General features: G+C 55.6%; 15 protein-coding genes, 2 tRNA genes and 1 pseudogene. 11 read left to right on the forward strand and 7 right to left on the reverse strand.

The window, feature by feature from the left end; translation table 11 throughout:
• Positions 1 to 7: 7 nt before the first annotated feature.
• Positions 8 to 1,204: an acetate/propionate family kinase gene (locus EHN06_RS09270; protein WP_127332227.1), complete on the reverse strand. Its 1,197-nt coding sequence runs from the start codon at positions 1,202 to 1,204 to the stop codon at positions 8 to 10.
• Between the two features lie 22 nt (positions 1,205 to 1,226).
• Entirely contained in the window at positions 1,227 to 3,644 is a 2,418-nt protein-coding gene (locus EHN06_RS09275) for an EAL domain-containing protein (RefSeq protein ID WP_127332229.1), read from the reverse strand.
• 242 nt (positions 3,645 to 3,886) lie between these two features.
• Between EHN06_RS09275 and ccoM the strand changes: the two genes are divergently transcribed.
• On the forward strand, positions 3,887 to 4,042 hold the full coding sequence (gene ccoM, locus EHN06_RS21155; RefSeq protein ID WP_164735594.1) for a cytochrome c oxidase subunit CcoM: 156 nt from the start codon (positions 3,887 to 3,889) through the stop codon (positions 4,040 to 4,042).
• 12 nt (positions 4,043 to 4,054) lie between these two features.
• Here the strand turns inward: ccoM and EHN06_RS09280 are convergent.
• The 3 genes from EHN06_RS09280 to EHN06_RS09290 form a co-directional block, all read right to left on the reverse strand.
• A tRNA-Glu gene (locus EHN06_RS09280) sits at positions 4,055 to 4,130 on the reverse strand.
• A 107-nt stretch (positions 4,131 to 4,237) separates the two neighbouring features.
• Positions 4,238 to 5,140, reverse strand: coding sequence for a TIGR01777 family oxidoreductase (locus tag EHN06_RS09285; RefSeq protein ID WP_127332231.1), 903 nt, complete (start codon positions 5,138 to 5,140; stop codon positions 4,238 to 4,240).
• 40 nt (positions 5,141 to 5,180) lie between these two features.
• Complete coding sequence (locus EHN06_RS09290; protein ID WP_127332233.1) at positions 5,181 to 5,549, reverse strand: sirohydrochlorin chelatase; 369 nt, start codon at positions 5,547 to 5,549, stop codon at positions 5,181 to 5,183.
• An 85-nt stretch (positions 5,550 to 5,634) separates the two neighbouring features.
• On the opposite strand from EHN06_RS09290, the gene EHN06_RS09295 reads away from it, so the two are divergent.
• The 7 genes and pseudogenes from EHN06_RS09295 (at position 5,635) to EHN06_RS09325 (ending at position 11,743) form a co-directional block, all read left to right on the forward strand.
• Entirely contained in the window at positions 5,635 to 6,237 is a 603-nt protein-coding gene (locus EHN06_RS09295) for a DUF924 family protein (protein ID WP_127332235.1), read from the forward strand.
• A gap of 172 nt (positions 6,238 to 6,409) precedes the next feature.
• Positions 6,410 to 7,135: a TetR/AcrR family transcriptional regulator gene (locus EHN06_RS09300; RefSeq protein ID WP_127332237.1), complete on the forward strand. Its 726-nt coding sequence runs from the start codon at positions 6,410 to 6,412 to the stop codon at positions 7,133 to 7,135.
• A gap of 154 nt (positions 7,136 to 7,289) precedes the next feature.
• The gene (locus EHN06_RS09305; RefSeq protein WP_127332239.1) at positions 7,290 to 8,018 is read left to right on the forward strand and encodes a murein L,D-transpeptidase catalytic domain family protein; all 729 of its coding nucleotides are present in this window, start codon (positions 7,290 to 7,292) and stop codon (positions 8,016 to 8,018) included.
• Between the two features lie 105 nt (positions 8,019 to 8,123).
• Positions 8,124 to 8,199: transfer RNA gene (locus EHN06_RS09310), tRNA-Gly, on the forward strand.
• A gap of 130 nt (positions 8,200 to 8,329) precedes the next feature.
• Entirely contained in the window at positions 8,330 to 9,127 is a 798-nt protein-coding gene (locus EHN06_RS09315) for an MOSC domain-containing protein (RefSeq protein WP_127332241.1), read from the forward strand.
• A 26-nt stretch (positions 9,128 to 9,153) separates the two neighbouring features.
• A pseudogene (locus tag EHN06_RS09320) lies at positions 9,154 to 11,081 on the forward strand (ATP-binding cassette domain-containing protein).
• Complete coding sequence (locus EHN06_RS09325; RefSeq protein WP_127332243.1) at positions 11,078 to 11,743, forward strand: DUF6901 family protein; 666 nt, start codon at positions 11,078 to 11,080, stop codon at positions 11,741 to 11,743. The pseudogene EHN06_RS09320 and the gene EHN06_RS09325 overlap by 4 nt, the downstream one beginning before the upstream one ends.
• Before the next feature lie 62 nt (positions 11,744 to 11,805).
• Here the strand turns inward: EHN06_RS09325 and EHN06_RS09330 are convergent, their stop codons facing one another.
• Both EHN06_RS09330 and EHN06_RS09335 read right to left on the reverse strand, forming a co-directional pair.
• Entirely contained in the window at positions 11,806 to 12,237 is a 432-nt protein-coding gene (locus tag EHN06_RS09330; protein WP_127332245.1) for a universal stress protein, read from the reverse strand.
• A gap of 166 nt (positions 12,238 to 12,403) precedes the next feature.
• Positions 12,404 to 13,219: a hypothetical protein gene (locus EHN06_RS09335; protein WP_127332247.1), complete on the reverse strand. Its 816-nt coding sequence runs from the start codon at positions 13,217 to 13,219 to the stop codon at positions 12,404 to 12,406.
• A 185-nt stretch (positions 13,220 to 13,404) separates the two neighbouring features.
• Here EHN06_RS09335 and EHN06_RS09340 point away from each other — a divergent pair, with 185 nt between their 5' ends.
• From EHN06_RS09340 to fadA, 3 genes are read left to right on the forward strand one after another with little or no spacing between them, the layout of a single operon-like run.
• Entirely contained in the window at positions 13,405 to 13,605 is a 201-nt protein-coding gene (locus tag EHN06_RS09340; RefSeq protein WP_127332249.1) for a hypothetical protein, read from the forward strand.
• Between the two features lie 50 nt (positions 13,606 to 13,655).
• Positions 13,656 to 15,803, forward strand: coding sequence for a fatty acid oxidation complex subunit alpha FadB (fadB, locus tag EHN06_RS09345; protein WP_127332251.1), 2,148 nt, complete (start codon positions 13,656 to 13,658; stop codon positions 15,801 to 15,803).
• A gap of 33 nt (positions 15,804 to 15,836) precedes the next feature.
• Entirely contained in the window at positions 15,837 to 17,012 is a 1,176-nt protein-coding gene (gene fadA / locus EHN06_RS09350; protein ID WP_127332253.1) for an acetyl-CoA C-acyltransferase FadA, read from the forward strand.
• Positions 17,013 to 17,118 lie beyond the last annotated feature (106 nt).

Raw genomic sequence — 17,118 nt, forward strand, 5'->3', positions numbered from 1 at the left:
GCAGTATTCAGCTGTGGCTCACGGTGCCGCTGGTTTCGAGGGCTTCCCGGGCGATGACCCGTTCTTCGTTGGTGGGAATGACCATCACCTTGAAACGGCTGTCCTCCCGGTTGATACGACCATCCGTCTTATTTCCGTGCTGCCGGTTGAGGGAAGGGGCGATGGCGAAGCCGGTCAGGTGTAGATGGCTGAGGGTCTTTGCTCTGACCATGGCGCTGTTTTCCCCAATCCCTCCGGTAAAGACCAGGGCATCCAGTTCCCGGAGGGAGGCCATCATGGCACTGATGTAACGGGCCAGACGAAAACAGAACACCTCAATGGCCACGATCGAGGGTTCATGGCCCTGGTCGGCCAGTTCGCTGAGGGTCCTCATATCATTGGTTTTTTCCGAGAGCCCCAGTAATCCGCTTTCGTTGTTGAGAATCCGGTGGAGGCTTTCTGCGCTGATGTCCTTGGTTTCCAGGAACTCAAACAGTCCGGGGTCGATGTCACCGCTACGGGTGCCCATCACCAAGCCTTCCAGGGGAGTGAGTCCCATGCTGGTATCCACACTGATGCCGTCACGGATGGCGGTAATACTGCAGCCGTTACCAAGGTGGGCCGAGATGATGGAGGTTTCACCCGGCGCCTTGCCCAGCAGGCGGGCCGTTTCTGTGGCCATGAAGTTGTGACTGGTGCCGTGGAAGCCGTAACGGCGAACACCCCAGTCGCGGTAGAACCGGTAGGGTAATGCGTAGAGATAGGCGTGCCGTGGCAGCGTCTGATGGAAGGCGGTATCAAACACCGCCACCTGAGGAACATCCGGAAACAGCTCGGTGGTGGCGTCTATACCCGTGAGGTTGACCGGGTTGTGAAGCGGGGCCAGGCCTGCGCAATCCTCGATGGCCTGACGGACGCTATCGTCTATCAGTGCGGCCTCGCGGAAGGTTTCGCCGCCGTGCACCACGCGATGGCCAATGGCCACGGGAGGCGACGTCAGCAGACTGAGCTCACGAAAGGCCGACACCAGGGCCTGAAGGGCGTCCCGGTGACCAGCGCCACTTTGCAGTGGAATGTCCCGGGAATGTCCCGTAATTCTGGCGAAGGCATCGCTTTTGCCGATTCTCTCGGCCAGGGCTGATGTGAGCTGCCTGAGGTTAATATCAAACAATGCAACTTTCAGGGAAGAGCTGCCGCAGTTAACAACGAGTATGGTGTCTTCCATGGGTGGTCCGTTCTGGTATGTGTCAGGCTTTAGCGCGATGGTTGGTACTTAGCCATTTTTCAAATGCTTCTTCCGGCATCGGACGACTGTAAAAATAGCCTTGGGAGTAGTCACAACCTTCGAGCTGCAGGAAATGGGTCTGGGCCTCTTCTTCCACCCCCTCTGCAATAACCTTTAAGCCCAGGCTGTGAGCCATGTTAATAATGGCCCTGACCAGGGATGCGTCATCCTGCTCCCTGAGGACATCCTGGACAAAGGATTTGTCAATTTTCAGGGTGTCGAAAGGGTAGCTCTTGAGATAGCTCAGGGCAGAGTACCCCGTGCCGAAATCATCCACTGATAATCGGATTCCGGCCTGGTCCAGGTATTTCAGAATCTCTGCGGTTTCAATAGTGTTGTCGAGTATCAACCGCTCTGTAATTTCCAGTTCGAGACACTCGGCCTCCAGGCCGCTGGCTTCCAACGCTTTCATGACGGTGGCGCTGAAACCCGGGTCCCGAAACTGCCGAGGGGATACGTTAACCGAGACACCGACTTTGTTGCCAGTGATTTCATGCCATTTCATGGCCTGGTTGCAGGCTTCGTGGAGCACCCATTCGCCGATCGGAATGATCAGTCCGGTTTCCTCAGCGAGGGGGATGAAGCGATCCGGCATGACCATGCCCATGCTGGCATTGTTCCAGCGAATCAGGGCTTCCGCCGAGCTCAGGGCGCCGGTGTCGGTCCGGACGATGGGCTGGAAGTAGAGCTCGAATTCGTTCTGTTCCAGTGCGCGGCGCATCCGCGATTCCATCTGAAGCCGGTCGTGGGAGACTTCCGTCATCTCCGGTACAAAGCGGGCATAGGAACTCTTGCCTTTGTGCTTGGCCTGGTACATTGCTGCGTCAGCGTGTTGTAGCAGCGTGCCACTGTTATCGGAGTCGGTCGGGAAAATCGCGATGCCAATACTGGTCGTGACAAAGACTTCCTGATTATCGAGAAGGTAGGCAGGTTCAAACGTCTTCAGTATCCGTTCCGCTACCTGGGATGTGGCATCGGCGTCTGTCAGCCCTGGCAGGATCACCAGGAATTCATCACCGCCGAGCCGGGCGACGGTGCTGGTGCCGCGAAGGCAACTGGAAATACGGCGCGCTGCTTCGATCAGCAGATTGTCGCCGGCATCGTGCCCCATGGTGTCATTGATATGCTTGAAGTTATCGAGGTCCAGGAACATCACGCCAACCAGTGAGTTTTCCCGTCTGGCCTGAGCCAGCGCCAGCTTCAGGCGATCGAGGGCAAGCATTCGGTTCGGCAGTCCGGTCAGGATGTCATAGTTGGCCTGGCGTAGCAGTTGCTGCTCATAACGTTTGCGGATGCTGATGTCTTCACCCAGGATCAGGTACCCCGTTGCTTCGCCATTGGAGTCCTTGATGGGGGTTACGATCAGCTGTTCCCAGAATCGCTCACCGTTGCGGCGTATGCTGTTCACTTCCCCCTGCCAGACACCGACCCGTTGAACCTGCAGACGAATGGACTGCCAGAGGTGTCGTGATTCCCGGTGATCCATTGCGTTGTCGGAGATGGCGCCGGGGTGTTTACCGATAATGTCGTTGGCATCGTGGCCCGTCAGTTGGGTGAATTTCTGGTTGGCAAATTCAATCCTCCACTGACGGTCACAGATCAGTACTGACGACGGGCTTTGTTCAATGGCCTTGGAAAACTTGCGGATTTGTGCGGCATCTCGCTGTTGCCGGGCAACATCTTCATTCAGTCGTTCACGCATCTGGTTGATGGCATCGGTTACCTGGGCAAGTTCATCCCGACGGTTTAACGGTGTGTCCGGTCGGTCAAGGGTGAGTGGTTCCGCGAGGTTGGTCAGGGAAAAATGACGGGCATAGTTCGCCATGGTGGACAGGTGGCGAGCCACGAAATGCTGGAAAATCCAGATAATCAGAATGGAAACCAGAAATGTCTTGAAGAACTGGGTCACCAGGATAACCCCGACCTTACGTCTCATTTCGTTATACACACGGCCCAGATCGGCGGTCACCGTCAATGCCCCGAGCTTGAACATTTCGTCACCTCGATGAATGAGGTCGAAGCTGTGGGATTCTGTTTGAGCGCCGGGTGGTATTTCTCCCATGACCAGCTCCGAATCGGGTTCAATACGGAGTCTCAGGTGGACAATGTCCGGTAGGCTGAGGATGCCTTCCATTTGGGTCTGAAGCAGCTTCTGGTCCAGGGCCCACAGGCTGCGGGCGAGACTGGAGGCGTAGCCTGTTTCCACCACGAGCATGCGGTTATCGATTTGCTGAAGATCCTTTCGGTAGTCGGAATAAAGTTGGATGGCGGAGGCAATCAGTGTGAAGGCGGAACTAAAGAGAAGTATCCAGGCAAGTAGCCGGAACGACAGGGGAGATCCCGTTCGAAAACGTTGGAGACGCGTCGACAGTTTTTGCATGTCGTTACTTCAGCACCCTGACCAGATATTCGTGAAACGAACGGTTCCTTATCCTGAGGACTATAGCAGCAGTTGTTCCCAAGTGCTTTGCGGATAAAGGAAAGCTCGGGAGAAATGTGGTCCGGTTCCGACTTTCAAAAAAGCCGCGTTGAATTCGTTGGTTTGATGCAGGTCAATAAGACACTCGCGTGTTGAGCGTAATCTGAGGCTAATCGGATGAAATGATTAGTGGAGATCGGATTATGTATATGGACGCGGTGGTGATTGCCGGAATTTTAACGGTGCTGTTGATATTGGCGTTCTTTGTGGGCGTTGGGATCTTTGTTATGAAAGATGCCAGGCGCTCCAGGGAAAAGAGTGCAAAGGTAGGTGCTCATCAGTCCGGAAAGACTGTTTAGCGTCGGTAAGATTGGCGTCCCCTAGGGGGTTCGAACCCCTGTTGCCGCCGTGAAAGGGCGGAGTCCTAGGCCACTAGACGAAGGGGACGCAACGTTCTTACTGACTTGCCTCGTCGAGGTGGCGCGTATATTAAGTAAGGCTTAATTCGCTGTCAAACAGTTTTTCTAAAAAATTACGATGAGTTGGTAATGCGTTCATCGGACACAGTTCTCTAACGCGCCTGTCAGGTCGGGATAGGTAAACTGGAAATCCTGCTGCATCAGTCGTTGCGGGATGGCCTGCTGTCCGGTCAGAAGGAGGCGCGACATTTCACCGAGCGCCAGCTTCAGGACCGGGGCGGGTACCGGGAAAATGGCGGGCCTGTTGAGGACGCTGGCCAGGCAGCGAGTGAACTCGCGATTGGTTACCGGGTTGGGGCTGACCACGTTGTAAGGGCCGGTTGCATTCTCCGATTCCAGCATAAAAATAAGGGCGGCGACGACATCATCACGATGAACCCATGGCATGTATTGATCTCCGCTACCCAGGCGACCACCAAGGCCAAGGCGGAACGGTAACAGCATGCGCTGGAGAAAGCCTCCTCCAGGGCCCGCGACCACACCGGTTCGCGAGAGGCAGACACGGACCCCTTCGGCTTCAAGCTTGACCGCTTCAGCTTCCCAGTCCCTGCAAAGGCGATGGGTAAACTCATCGCTAGGTGGGGTATCCTCGTTAACCCGCGTGCTGCCCTGATTGCCGTAGTAACCGACTGCTGAGCCGGATACGAGTACGCTGGGCCCGGAGTCCCAGCTTTTGACCACGGATACCAGTTGGCGGGTCAGGCCGATGCGGCTGTCCCTGAGCTCCTGTTTCCGCTGCTGGCTCCAGCGTTTGTCAGCAATTCCTTCCCCGGCGAGGTTGATAATGCTGTCGAAACCCGGGTGGCCCTTCAGGAGGTCCAGATCCGAAATGGCTTCCACCCGGCCACAGGCAGCCAGAACGTCCGCTTCGCTCTGGCGGCTCAGTACCGTCAGTTTATAGCCTTTGGCGAGCAGCTTCGGACACAGTACCTGGCCGATGAATCCGGTACCTCCGGTGACTAGAATACGATGGCTCATTGGATAACTCCCTTATCGCGGCCCTGAGTGCCGGCCTCGTTTATTTTGCAAGCCCCTGGGTAACCACGTCGCGAATGGCTTCACCGAGTTGAGGATTCTCTCCAATCGGTGGTGCAAGATGGATGGAAATACCGTGGTTATCCTCAAGGGAGCGGATCATTGCCGGTACATCCTTTCGGAGGTGGCGTCCGGCGGCCAGAAAAAGAGGCACGACAGTAAAGCTCCGGATACCGTCCTGAACGCCCTGTTCGACCACCTTCTCCAGCGAAGGCGTGGCCAGTTCCATATAGGCGATACGGGATCCCGGAACCGAATTGACGGTCGGTGCGGCGAGTTGTTCGAACGTGTCGCACCAACGCTTGTCGCTGCTGCCGTGTGCAAGAAGAATAATACGGTGTTCTCCGGGCATGATCTCTCCTGTGAACAGTGCTGGCCCCAATGTCATAAAGTGTAGCAGGATAGGGCCTGTGACTGGCGTGTGGGTGTAGCTTCATATGTTCGATTGGAATGACATTCTGGATTTCTGGTTTGGTGAACTCGATGAGGAAGGGTTGCCTGACCGCTTTCATCGTAATCGCTGGTTCCGCTCCGACCGCGGGTTTGACCAGGAAATCCGCTACCGCTTTCTGTCTCTTGTGCTGTTCGCATCCGAGAGCGGGCTTGCACACTGGAGGAAACAGGCGGGGGGCTCGCTGGCAGAAATTATCCTGCTGGATCAGTTCTCACGGAATATCTACCGAGGCAGTGCTCTCGCTTACGACAATGACAAGGTGGCAAGAACGCTGACCAGACAGGCCATGGACAAAGGTCAGGACATGATGTTGCCAGCGGTACAGAGAGCCTTTCTGTACATGCCGTTGCAGCATTCCGAGCGCCTTGAGGATCAGGACCTGTCGGTCGAGTGTTACGAACAGCTGGCGGCATCGGCGGGCGGGATCCTGGGCGATTTTATGGAGAGCTTCGTTCAGGCGGCCCATGATCATCGCGATATTATTGGTAAATTTGGCCGCTTCCCCCATCGCAATGCAGTTCTTAAACGTCCTTCCACCCCTGAGGAAGAGGATTATTTGAAGAAGGGCAGGCGTTTCGGTCAGTAATGGCCGCCGTCGACACCCCAAACACACTGTGTCCGTGAAAAATGTCGACTCCGTCAACGTTTATGGCTCCGGTTTCCGCCACCATTTACAAAAAGTAACAATAAAATCGGGGTAATCCCTCCATACGGCCGGTTCGTTCCGGGCGTCAGGACGACGAAACAAGGTGGCAACCATGGGGCACGCACAGGCTCTGCGACTATGGAAATCTGCAGAACTCCCCGAGGATCAGTTTTTTCGGGAATCCATCAATTACAGCGGCCGTAAGACTGCACGGGCGAAAAGTGAGCACCGTCGCCTACAGATTCTTGAGGCCACCTTGCGCATTGCGGCCCGGGACGGTTTGCGGGGAATCAAACATCGGGCCGTTGCACGCGAAGCGAAAGTTCCCCTGGCGTCGACCACCTACTATTTCCGTGACATCGATGAGCTGATCAGTGATTCCTTCATGCTGTTTGCGGAAAAGGCCCGGGAGGATCTTGGCCGCTTTTACGACACCATTAACCTGGTGCTCGACAACATTCCTGAAGAGACCCGTAAGCGAGGCGGCAAAGGTCGCTGCGAACTGGCGAAACGGCTGACGGCGATTACCACGGCGTATCTGACAGAGCAGTTCTCCGATCGCCGGGAGCAAGTGTTGGCGGAGCAGGTATTCCTTATGGAATCGTTGCGCGATGAGAGGCTTGCGGGTCTGGCGCGGAGCTATCGCGGTGCCTGGATAGCCGGCCTGGAACAGATTCTCCACCGGCTTGATTCGCCTGCGCCAGCAAGGGATGCTTCGCTGCTCGTCAATGTCGTGCTGGGCCTGGGATACGACACCTTGTTGAACCGGAGCGTGGCGGACGCAAGAACCCTGGAGGCGTCGGTGCACAGGATCATTTGCATGATTCTGGGGGTGTAGGGGCTGGCGTCGCTATTTGTGGTGTTTTGTATAAATTTCGTACATCTTGACGGAGCTCCCGGTTTTCTCTGTTAGAATGCCCGACTCTTGGGCTCAGGCGCGGACTTTTTACCCGTTTTGCTATTTGCTGAGCTGATCTGACAGGGTTTATCGAATGCTGAAAAATCGAATTGCTGGCCGTTTTGGTTTCGGTCTTGTGCTGGTGACGGCGCTTTTTCTTCCCACGCAGGGTTCTGCAACATCCTTTGATCATTCACTCCTGACACGACTGTCCAGTGCGGCCCCAAACCTGAATGTTGAGGTTCTGCAGCGGGCTTTGAATGCATCGTCCTGTGCAGTGTCGAACGGGGTAGATATGCCCGACAGGCTGGCGGTGATCGATTTCTCGTTGCCATCCAGTGAGGAGCGTCTGTGGATTTTCGATCTGACCAGCGGCAAACTGGTGCTGCGGGATCTGGTTGCCCATGGCAAGAATTCTGGAAACCTGAAGTCCACTGCCTTCTCCAATATTGAGGGGAGTCACCAGTCCAGTATCGGTCTGTTCCAGGCCAGTGAATCCTACCGGGGCAAGCACGGCTATTCCCTGCGGCTTGATGGTCTGGAACCCGGCATTAATGACCTGGCGCGACAACGTGCCATTGTTATTCACGGGGCGGACTATGTGAATGACAACTGGATTCGTGACTACGGTCGCATCGGGCGCAGTCACGGCTGCCCGGCGGTTGACCAGCAGGTGATCCAGCAAGTGGTGGATAATCTGAAAGGCGGGCAACTGGTGTTCAAATACTATCCGGATCAGAAATGGCTGCAGTCATCCGGGTATCTGAACTGCGAGGCTGGCCAGATTGCGGGTGTCGCAAAGGGCGGGTTGGATAATAGCTGATCACCCGGAGTTGCCGGGGTTAAAAACTTGCCAAAAAGTGGTTGACGCCCGCGAACGAATCCGTAGAATACGCCTCCGTTGTCGGCATCAAGCCTGCAACCATAAGCGGGAATAGCTCAGTTGGTAGAGCACAACCTTGCCAAGGTTGGGGTCGCGAGTTCGAATCTCGTTTCCCGCTCCAGATTCCGGAAACCCGGCCATTAAAACGGCCGGGTTTCTTCGTTTTCAGGCACTGCATTTCGTCGTTTCCCGGTTTAACTCGGTTATACTCTTTGCCCGATCTTTAAGTATTTGCGGCTGCGGGAGGCATTGTGCGAGTCCATTCCCTGTATATCTATCCGGTGAAGTCCCTTGCCGGGATTCCTGTCAGTTCCTTCAATATGGACGACTTTGGACCACGCAACGATCGTCGCTGGATGATTGTCGATTCCGAGCGGCGATTCGTCACGCAACGTGACTACCCGATGCTGGCCAGGGTCCATACGGCGCTTGAGGGGGATTGTGTTAGGGTGAGCATCCCGGGCGAGGGTGAATATCTGCTGCACCCGGGTGAGCAAGAGGCGCGGGTGCTGGTCTGGCGTGACTGGGTCAAGGCCGTATACAGCACGACGGAGGCCTCGGAAGCCCTGAGCCGCTTCTGCGGTGCTGATTTCCGTTTTGTCTACATGCCGGATACATCCTTTCGGAGAGTGGACGCTGGCCGGGTCACCGAAGAGCGCCGAGTGAGCTTTGCGGATGGATTTCCGTTTCTGGTCACCAATCTGTCCTCCCTGGATGAATTGAATGGCCGGCTCGAAAAGCCGGTGGAGATGCGCCGCTTCCGTCCCAATATCGTTATTGAGGGAGCCGCGGCGTGGGGCGAGGACGATTGGCGACGGCTGTTGATCGGCAAGCAGGAATTCAGTCTCGTTAAACCCTGTTCCCGATGTGTTATGACCACGGTGGATCCGGATACCGGTGTAAAAGGGTCGGATCTACAGCCGTTGCGGACCCTGGGGCAGTATCGCCGCACCGTTGACGGCGTCATTTTTGGAATGAATGCCATTCACGAGGGGCCGGGCACTGTTCGCGTCGGCGACCCGGTCATCAACAGAACTACTGATCAGTAACACGGGTAATAAGGAGTAATAACACGGTGCCATTGTTATCGCTGGATGCCATTTCCCTGGCTTTTGGTATGCAGCCGCTGCTGGATAAGGCCTCGTTGAATATGGAAGCGGGGGAGCGGGTGTGTCTGCTTGGTCGTAACGGCGAGGGTAAATCCACGCTGCTCAGGATTGTCAGTGGGGAAGTCACTCCAGAGGGCGGCATCGTGCGTCTGGACGAGGGGGCGAGGCTGGCGGTATTGCCGCAGAACCTGCCTGCGGAAGACAATCGTACGGCCTACGAGGTGGTCGCCAGCGCGTTCCCTGAAACCGGCGAATTGCTGGCGCGCTTTCACACCCTGTCGCAGCAGGCGGATGAGGCAAGCCTGGATCAGATGATGAAGGTTCAGGAGCGCCTGGAGGCCCTGGACGGGTGGCGGTTGGATCAAAAGGTTAACACCATTCTTGAGCAGTACAGCATTGACCCTGAGCAGACCCTGAACACTCTCTCCGGGGGCTGGCAGCGGCGGGTGCTGCTGGCGAAGGCTCTGGTAGCGGAACCGGATATCCTGTTGCTGGACGAGCCGACTAACCACCTGGATGTGCCCGCGATTGCCTGGCTTGAGGAGGCGCTTGGACAGTTCCGCGGGGCCATCCTGTTTGTCAGTCACGACCGGGCATTTATCCGCAAGATGGCGACCCGGATTGTGGAGCTGGACCGGGGAAAACTGGTCAGTTTTTCGGCGACTTATGACAAGTACCTGGAATTGAAAGAAAAGGCGCTAGAGGAAGAAGAACGGCAGAACGCGCTGTTTGACAAGCGCCTGAAACAGGAGGAAGCCTGGATCCGGCAGGGCATCAAGGCTCGGAGAACTCGTAACATGGGGCGGGTCAGGGCTCTGAAAGCCATGCGGGAAGAACATCGCCAACGTCGGGTCCGTGGTGGTACCGCCAGCTTTGTTGTCGAAGATGCGGACCGGTCAGGCAAGCTGGTTGTCGAAGCGAAAGAGGCGGGATTCCACTACCCGGACGGAAGCCCGGTGATCAAGGATATGAACCTGACGGTCCTCCGTGGTGACAAGATCGGTCTGGTGGGGGAAAACGGCACCGGCAAGACCACGCTGGTCAGACTTCTGCTTGGTAACCTCAAGCCAACGGAAGGTTCGATTCGACTGGGTACGAATCTTGAAGTGGCCTATTTTGATCAGCTTCGGGGTGAGCTGGATCTGGAGCGCAATGCCCTTGATAACCTCTCCGAAGGGCGTGAATTCATCGAGATTAACGGCCAGAGCAAGCACGTTCTCGGTTATCTCCAGGAGTTCCTGTTCAGTCCCCAGCGAGCCAGATCACCCGTCAGTGTGTTCTCCGGGGGGAGAGGGCGCGTTTGTTACTCGCCAAGTTGTTCAGCAAGCCAGCCAATATTCTGGTGCTTGATGAGCCAACCAACGATCTGGACGTGGAAACCCTGGAATTGCTTGAAGCTCAGTTGGTGGAGTTCAAGGGCACTGTTATCGTCATCAGTCACGACCGGGAATTCCTGGATAACGTGGTAACGGATACCATTTTCCTGGATGGTTCCGGAGCTGTCAGGGAATATGTGGGTGGATACAGTGACTGGCGCCGTCAAGGTGGTTTTTTCCCGGCGGAACGCAAAGCGGCTCGCCCGGAAAAGCCGGAAAAAACCTCGAAACCGGTGGAGCCGCCCCGGCAAAATGTCGCATCTGTGGCGGAATCCACAAAATCGAAACCCACAAAGTTAAGTTACAAGCTTAAACTTGAGCTTGAAGCACTACCGGGCCAGATTGAATCCTTGGAAGCGGAGGTCGCTGCGCTTCAGGGGCGAATTTCTGATCCGGAATTCTATTCAGGCCCACCGGACGAAGTCTCGGCTACGCTGGCGGAGTTGGCGGACAAGGAAGCCCGTCTGGAACAGGTAATCGAGCGGTGGATGGAGTTGGAAGAACAGGCCAATCAATGAACGTTAATTACAATTTCAGGTTTCAGGACGGTCGGCAGGTTGAGTTCAAGGTAACAAACCAGCCCGCCGAGGTTGTTTCTCCGATACCGTCCTGGGCTCGCCTTGAACATTGCCAATGTACAAACTGTCCTCTGAAACCGGCGGACTCTCCCCATTGTCCCGCAGCGACGGAGATACTGCCGGTGGTCAACGCTTTCCAGGCGGAGGAAGCGTACCAGAAGGTCGAGGTAACGGTGACCGATGAGCGCCGCACCTATTCCAAATCCACCTCCCTGGAGGAAGCCTTGCGGTCCCTGCTCGGGCTGAAAATGGCAACCAGTGGCTGCCCGGTTTTGGGGGAGCTCAAATCCATGGCGATTCACCACCTGCCGTTTGCCAATACCGATGAGTTCATCATGAGAAGCGTCTCCCATTACCTGCTCCAGCAATATTTTGCCCGGCGCAATCATCGGGAACCTGATTGGGAACTCAAGGGACTGGTGGAAAGAAACCAGCGTTTGCAGCTGGTAAACCAGGCGTTGTGGCAACGGATTCATTCGGTATGCAAAGGGGACAGCAACCTGAAGGCGTTGCTGAACTTCTTTTCCATGGCGTCGAGCGTCAGCTTCTCCCTCGAAAGCCAGTTAAGGAAACTTGAAAGCAGGATGGAGGGTGGAGGGTAAACTCCACCACCCTGTACGTCACCAGGCTGCCAGGAAAATCCGGGGCCCAGTATGCGGAGCCGTCAGTGAATCCGGACGGCGAGGACATCGCACTCGGTGCCGTGAAGTACACCGTTGGCGGTTGAACCCAGCAATAACTGAAAGCCTTTGCGGCCATGGCTGCCAACGATAATCAGATCAACATTCTGTTCTTTCGCCAGTCTGTGGATTTCGGACTCCGGCCTGCCCACCGTTATCACCTGATTGTCGCTGGTAACACCGTACTGGTTACCATAGGCAGCCAGTTGCTCCCTGGCAGCCTTGTCCAGTTGATCCTGCAGCTCTGTCAAATCCATCGGGATGTCACCGCCATAGGCATAGCCAACGGGTTCCACGACGTGCACCAGCAGCAGTTCAGCACCATGGGCCTTGCTGATTTCCTGTGCCTTGTTAAGAACCTGCGGGGCTTCTTCTGTCAGGTCTATGGCCACCAGCATCTTCTGATAGGTCGACATTGCATTGCTCCTTAATGAACAAGTGGTTCTTACAGCATAACCATGACTTCAGGATAGTCGAAAAACGGATGTTCGGAACTGATGGGGGTCAAAAAGCGGTGATCATGCCGGGATGCCGGATGTACGGGTACGGGCTGCACTCTCGCCAGCCGGTACCCGTGACAGGTCATGCGCTCTGCTGAAGCAGTGTGATGGTTGTGTCCAGGCCGCGGAGAATGCCCTTGGAGTAGCGATCAATCACGAAAGACACATTGTTCTCGTTGTAATTGATGTAGGAACCGCGGATGAACTCCCACTTGGACGTAACGTCCTCCAGTGTACTTTTCAGCTCGCCCTTGCTGGTACCACTGTTAATTTCTGACAGCAGGTTGTCAAACCTGAGCGCTTGCTGATCCAGAGGTTCCTCTGTCGAGGAGCCCTGAAATGTCTGCGATACCGTCGAGTGGGTCCGGGCAGAATATTTGGCCATCATCTGGGCGAGGGTGATGGCTGCAGATCTGGCGGCTTCCACACGGGAATTGGTGGACGTTTCGCTGCTTTCCCTGGAAAGGTTGTAAAACTCCGTTGCCATTTCGCTCATCGTCAGCGCCTGGTTAGCCATGTCGGAAACCAGTCGCAGGTCCGGATAGCCGGTGTTGCGCACATCGTTGATGTTGTCCCGCATCAGATTCTTGAAGGAATCGAATTCGCGGTTCAGCTTTTCAATATCCTCATCGCTGAGAACGCCCGCTGTGCTGTCGGCAAGGTTGTTCATCGACGTATTGGCGTTGTTAATATTGCCTACGATTTCATTGAGGGTGTTGGTGTCGCCGTTGGCGCTGAAACGATAGTAGGCATCCAGGGCAAGATAGTTGCTTACCCGGAATTTGTGCAGGTCGGAAAGAAATCCGTCTCCGGTTTCTGCTCGTGCAGTGAGAGAGGTGAGTGCGAGCAGTATCAGGGCTGCAACGAGTGAGCGTACCCGAAGGCGAGCGTCGGTCATCGGATAGATCTCCGTACGTGTGTTTTATTGTTGTAGACTAAAGTCTCGATCCGAAGGTAAAGTAACTCAGCCAGCCGATCAAGCGGTTTTACAGCCTGTTACCCGGGTAAATGTAAAGTGCTGCCAAATTTGCGTGATGCAGTTCCGGTTTTTGTTAAAACACGGATATACCGCACTGAAAAATAATGAATTCAAATCGCCAGTTTTCCGGTGCCTTCGCTGATTTTGAAGACTTTTGCGCCGATTCTTCCAGAAACAAATTGACAAACGAGCTGTTTTTTTTCATCGTGTGCCCTCACGATTCAAACGACTGTATGAATTTTGAATCGATTTATCGGGCAGTGACCGAAATCTCGCTGCATCCGCAGGCGCTTGCCACCATCTGAAATGGCGAGAAGTCTGCAAGCAGTTCCAAACACAGACTGGAGATCAGTTGATGATTTACGAAGGTAAAGCCATCACGGTTAAAGAGATCGAAGGCGGGATCGCTCAGTTGAACTTTGACTTGCAGGGCGAGTCAGTCAACAAGTTCAACCGTCTCACCATCGAAGAACTGGGCGCCGCAGCTGAAGCACTCAAATCCCAGAAGAATCTGAAAGGGCTGGTGGTAACCAGCTCCAAGGACAGCTTTATTGTCGGTGCTGACATCACCGAGTTTACCGAGCTGTTTGCCGGTTCCGAAGAAGACCTCGTTGCCAACAACCTTAAGGCCAACGAAGTTTTCAACGCTATTGAAGACCTGCCGTTCCCGACGGTTACCGCCATCAACGGTATCGCACTGGGTGGCGGTTTCGAGATGTGCCTGGCAACTGACTACCGTGTTATGGCTCCGAAGGCCAAGGTAGGTCTGCCAGAGGTCAAACTTGGCATCTTCCCCGGCTTCGGCGGCACCGTGCGTCTGTCCCGTCTGGTGGGCGTGGACAATGCCATCGAGTGGATCAGCGGTGGCACCGAAAATCGCGCTGACGCTGCTCTGAAAGTAGGCGCTGTTGATGCCGTTGTAGAAGCCGACAAGCTGGTAGAAGCGGCTGTTGCCATTATCAATCAGTGCAACGAAGGCAAGCTGAACAACGAGGCCCGTCGCGAAGAGAAGAAGGGCAAGATCAAGCTCAATGCCATGGAAAGCATGATGGCGTTCGAGATTTCCAAGGCGTTCGTTGCTGGCAAGGCCGGCAAGAACTATCCGGCGCCGGTGGAAGCCATCAAGGTGATGCAGAAGCACGCCGGTATGACCCGTGACAAGGCAATCGAGGTGGAAGCCAAGGGCTTTGCCAAGATGGCCAAGACCAACGTCGCGGCCTGCCTGGTTGGCCTGTTCCTGAACGACCAGGCGCTCAAGAAGAAAGCCAGCGCCTGGGAGAAGGAAGCCGCTGACGTGAAACTGGCCGCTGTACTGGGTGCCGGCATCATGGGTGGTGGTGTTGCTTATCAGTCCGCACTGAAAGGCACGCCGATTATCATGAAGGACATCAACCAGGATGGTATCGCCCTGGGCCTGAAGGAAGCCAAGAAGCTTCTGACCAAGCGGGTAGACAAGGGCAAGATGGACGCCGGCAAGATGGCCGACGTACTCAACAGCATTACGCCGACCCTGAACTATGGTGATTTCAAGAACGTAGACCTGGTTGTTGAAGCGGTTGTTGAGAACCCGAAAGTGAAAGATGCGGTTCTGCGCGAAACTGAAGAGATGGTTCGTGATGACGCCATCCTGACCTCCAACACCTCCACCATTTCCATCGATCTTCTGGCCAAGAACCTGAAGCGTCCGGAAAACTTCTGTGGCATGCACTTCTTCAACCCGGTGCACATGATGCCGCTGGTTGAGGTTATCCGTGGTTCCAAGACCAGTGATCGTGCTATCGCGACCACCGTGGCTTACGCCAAGGCCATGGGCAAGACCCCGATCGTGGTCAACGATTGCCCGGGCTTCCTGGTGAACCGTGTACTGTTCCCGTATTTCGGTGGCTTCGCTGGCCTGCTGCGTGACGGCGCGGACTTCCAGAAAGTCGACAAGGTCATGGAAAAGTTCGGCTGGCCGATGGGCCCCGCTTATCTGCTGGACGTAGTTGGCATGGACACTGCCAAGCACGCCGACGAGGTGATGGCAGAAGGTTTCCCGGATCGCATGAAGTCTGATTTCAAGTCCGGCGTGGAAGTGATGTTCGAGAACAACCGTTACGGACAGAAGAACGACAAGGGCTTCTACAAGTACGAACTGGATCGCAAGGGCAAGCAGAAGAAGGTTGTCGACGAAGAAGTCTACAAGCTGCTTGAGCCGGTTGTTCAGGGTAAGAACGAGTTCAGCGACGAAGACATCATCGCCCGCATGATGATTCCTCTGTGTCTGGAAACCGTTCGCTGCCTGGAAGATGGCATTGTCGAGGATCCGGCAGATGCTGATATGGGTCTGATCTTCGGTATCGGCTTCCCGCCGTTCCGTGGTGGTGCCCTGCGCTATATCGACGACATGGGTGTAGACAAGTTCGTCGAACTGGCAGACAAGTTTGCAGATCTTGGTCCTCTGTATCATCCGACCGAGAAGCTGCGTGAAATGGCCAAGACTGGCGAAAAGTTCTTTGGCTAACCCTGAACGAGATTTCCGAACGGAGAAAGATCTATGAGCCTTAATCCGAGAGACGTTGTCGTCGTCGATTGCGTGCGGACTCCGATGGGGCGTGCCAAAAACGGCTGCTTCCGAAACGTGCGTGCCGAGACTCTGTCCGCCGCGCTGATTGAAGCACTGTTTGAGCGCAACCCGAAGCTCGACCCGAAAGAAGTTGAAGACGTGATTTGGGGCTGTGTAAACCAGACCAAAGAGCAGGGCTTCAACGTGGCGCGTCAGATTTCACTGCTGACCCGTATCCCGCACGAGTCTGCGGCACAGACCGTCAACCGTCTGTGTGGTTCCGCGATGACCGCGATTCACACAGCCGCCCAGGCAATTCAGACCGGTAACGGTGATGTGTTCGTGATCGGTGGCGTTGAGCACATGGGCCATGTGCCCATGACGGCCGGTTTTGATCACAACCCGGCTGCATCCAAGTACTCCGCCAAGGCATCCAACATGATGGGCCTGACCGCGGAAATGCTGGCAAAGATGCACGGTATCACTCGTTCGCAGCAGGACGAGTTTGGTGCGCGGTCCCACCGCCTGGCCCATGAAGCGACTGTTGAAGGCCGCTTCAAGAATGAAATCGTGCCCATCGAGGGTCACGACGAGAATGGCTTCAAGGTGCTGATCGAGAACGACGAAACCATTCGTCCGGAGACCACCGTTGAGTCCCTGGGCCAGCTGAAGCCGGCGTTCGATCCGAAGAACGGTACCGTGACTGCAGGTACCTCTTCCCAGTTGACCGATGGTGCCGCTGCCATGGTGCTTATGTCCGCAGAGCGTGCTGAAGCGCTGGGTCTGAAGCCGATTGCCAAGATCCGCAGCATGGCCGTTGCCGGCTGTGATCCCGCAATCATGGGTTACGGTCCGGTTCCGGCCACCAAGAAGGCGCTGAAGCGTGCAGGCCTGAAAGTCGAGGACATCGACTTCTGGGAACTGAACGAAGCCTTCGCTGGTCAGTCCCTGCCGGTCCTGAAAGACCTGAAACTGCTGGGCGTGATGGAAGAGAAGGTGAACCTGAACGGCGGCGCGATTGCCCTGGGCCATCCGCTGGGCTGCTCCGGTGCGCGTATCTCCACAACCCTGCTGAACGTCATGCAGGCCAAGGGCGGTAAGCTTGGTGTATCCACCATGTGTATCGGCCTGGGTCAGGGCATCGCGACAGTCTGGGAGCGTCTCTGATTCGGTAGGCTGAATCGGTAACGCTGTCCTGAAGGCCCGGCAATTGCCGGGCCTTCCTGTTTGTGCTTCCTTTAAAAAAAGCAGGGCGGAAACGAAAGAATGGGTT

Source organism: Marinobacter sp. NP-4(2019) (assembly GCF_003994855.1).
Lineage (GTDB): Bacteria > Pseudomonadota > Gammaproteobacteria > Pseudomonadales > Oleiphilaceae > Marinobacter.

What these genes read in the sequence shown, in the direction of transcription:
- EHN06_RS09270 (WP_127332227.1), bottom strand. Translation starts at nt 1,204, where the DNA reads ATGGAAGACACCATACTCGTTGTTAACTGCGGCAGCTCTTCCCTGAAA.
- EHN06_RS09275 (WP_127332229.1), bottom strand. Translation starts at nt 3,644, where the DNA reads ATGCAAAAACTGTCGACGCGTCTCCAACGTTTTCGAACGGGATCTCCC.
- ccoM (WP_164735594.1), top strand. Translation starts at nt 3,887, where the DNA reads ATGTATATGGACGCGGTGGTGATTGCCGGAATTTTAACGGTGCTGTTG.
- EHN06_RS09285 (WP_127332231.1), bottom strand. Translation starts at nt 5,140, where the DNA reads ATGAGCCATCGTATTCTAGTCACCGGAGGTACCGGATTCATCGGCCAG.
- EHN06_RS09290 (WP_127332233.1), bottom strand. Translation starts at nt 5,549, where the DNA reads ATGCCCGGAGAACACCGTATTATTCTTCTTGCACACGGCAGCAGCGAC.
- EHN06_RS09295 (WP_127332235.1), top strand. Translation starts at nt 5,635, where the DNA reads ATGTTCGATTGGAATGACATTCTGGATTTCTGGTTTGGTGAACTCGAT.
- EHN06_RS09300 (WP_127332237.1), top strand. Translation starts at nt 6,410, where the DNA reads ATGGGGCACGCACAGGCTCTGCGACTATGGAAATCTGCAGAACTCCCC.
- EHN06_RS09305 (WP_127332239.1), top strand. Translation starts at nt 7,290, where the DNA reads ATGCTGAAAAATCGAATTGCTGGCCGTTTTGGTTTCGGTCTTGTGCTG.
- EHN06_RS09325 (WP_127332243.1), top strand. Translation starts at nt 11,078, where the DNA reads ATGAACGTTAATTACAATTTCAGGTTTCAGGACGGTCGGCAGGTTGAG.
- EHN06_RS09330 (WP_127332245.1), bottom strand. Translation starts at nt 12,237, where the DNA reads ATGTCGACCTATCAGAAGATGCTGGTGGCCATAGACCTGACAGAAGAA.
- EHN06_RS09335 (WP_127332247.1), bottom strand. Translation starts at nt 13,219, where the DNA reads ATGACCGACGCTCGCCTTCGGGTACGCTCACTCGTTGCAGCCCTGATA.
- EHN06_RS09340 (WP_127332249.1), top strand. Translation starts at nt 13,405, where the DNA reads ATGAATTCAAATCGCCAGTTTTCCGGTGCCTTCGCTGATTTTGAAGAC.
- fadB (WP_127332251.1), top strand. Translation starts at nt 13,656, where the DNA reads ATGATTTACGAAGGTAAAGCCATCACGGTTAAAGAGATCGAAGGCGGG.
- fadA (WP_127332253.1), top strand. Translation starts at nt 15,837, where the DNA reads ATGAGCCTTAATCCGAGAGACGTTGTCGTCGTCGATTGCGTGCGGACT.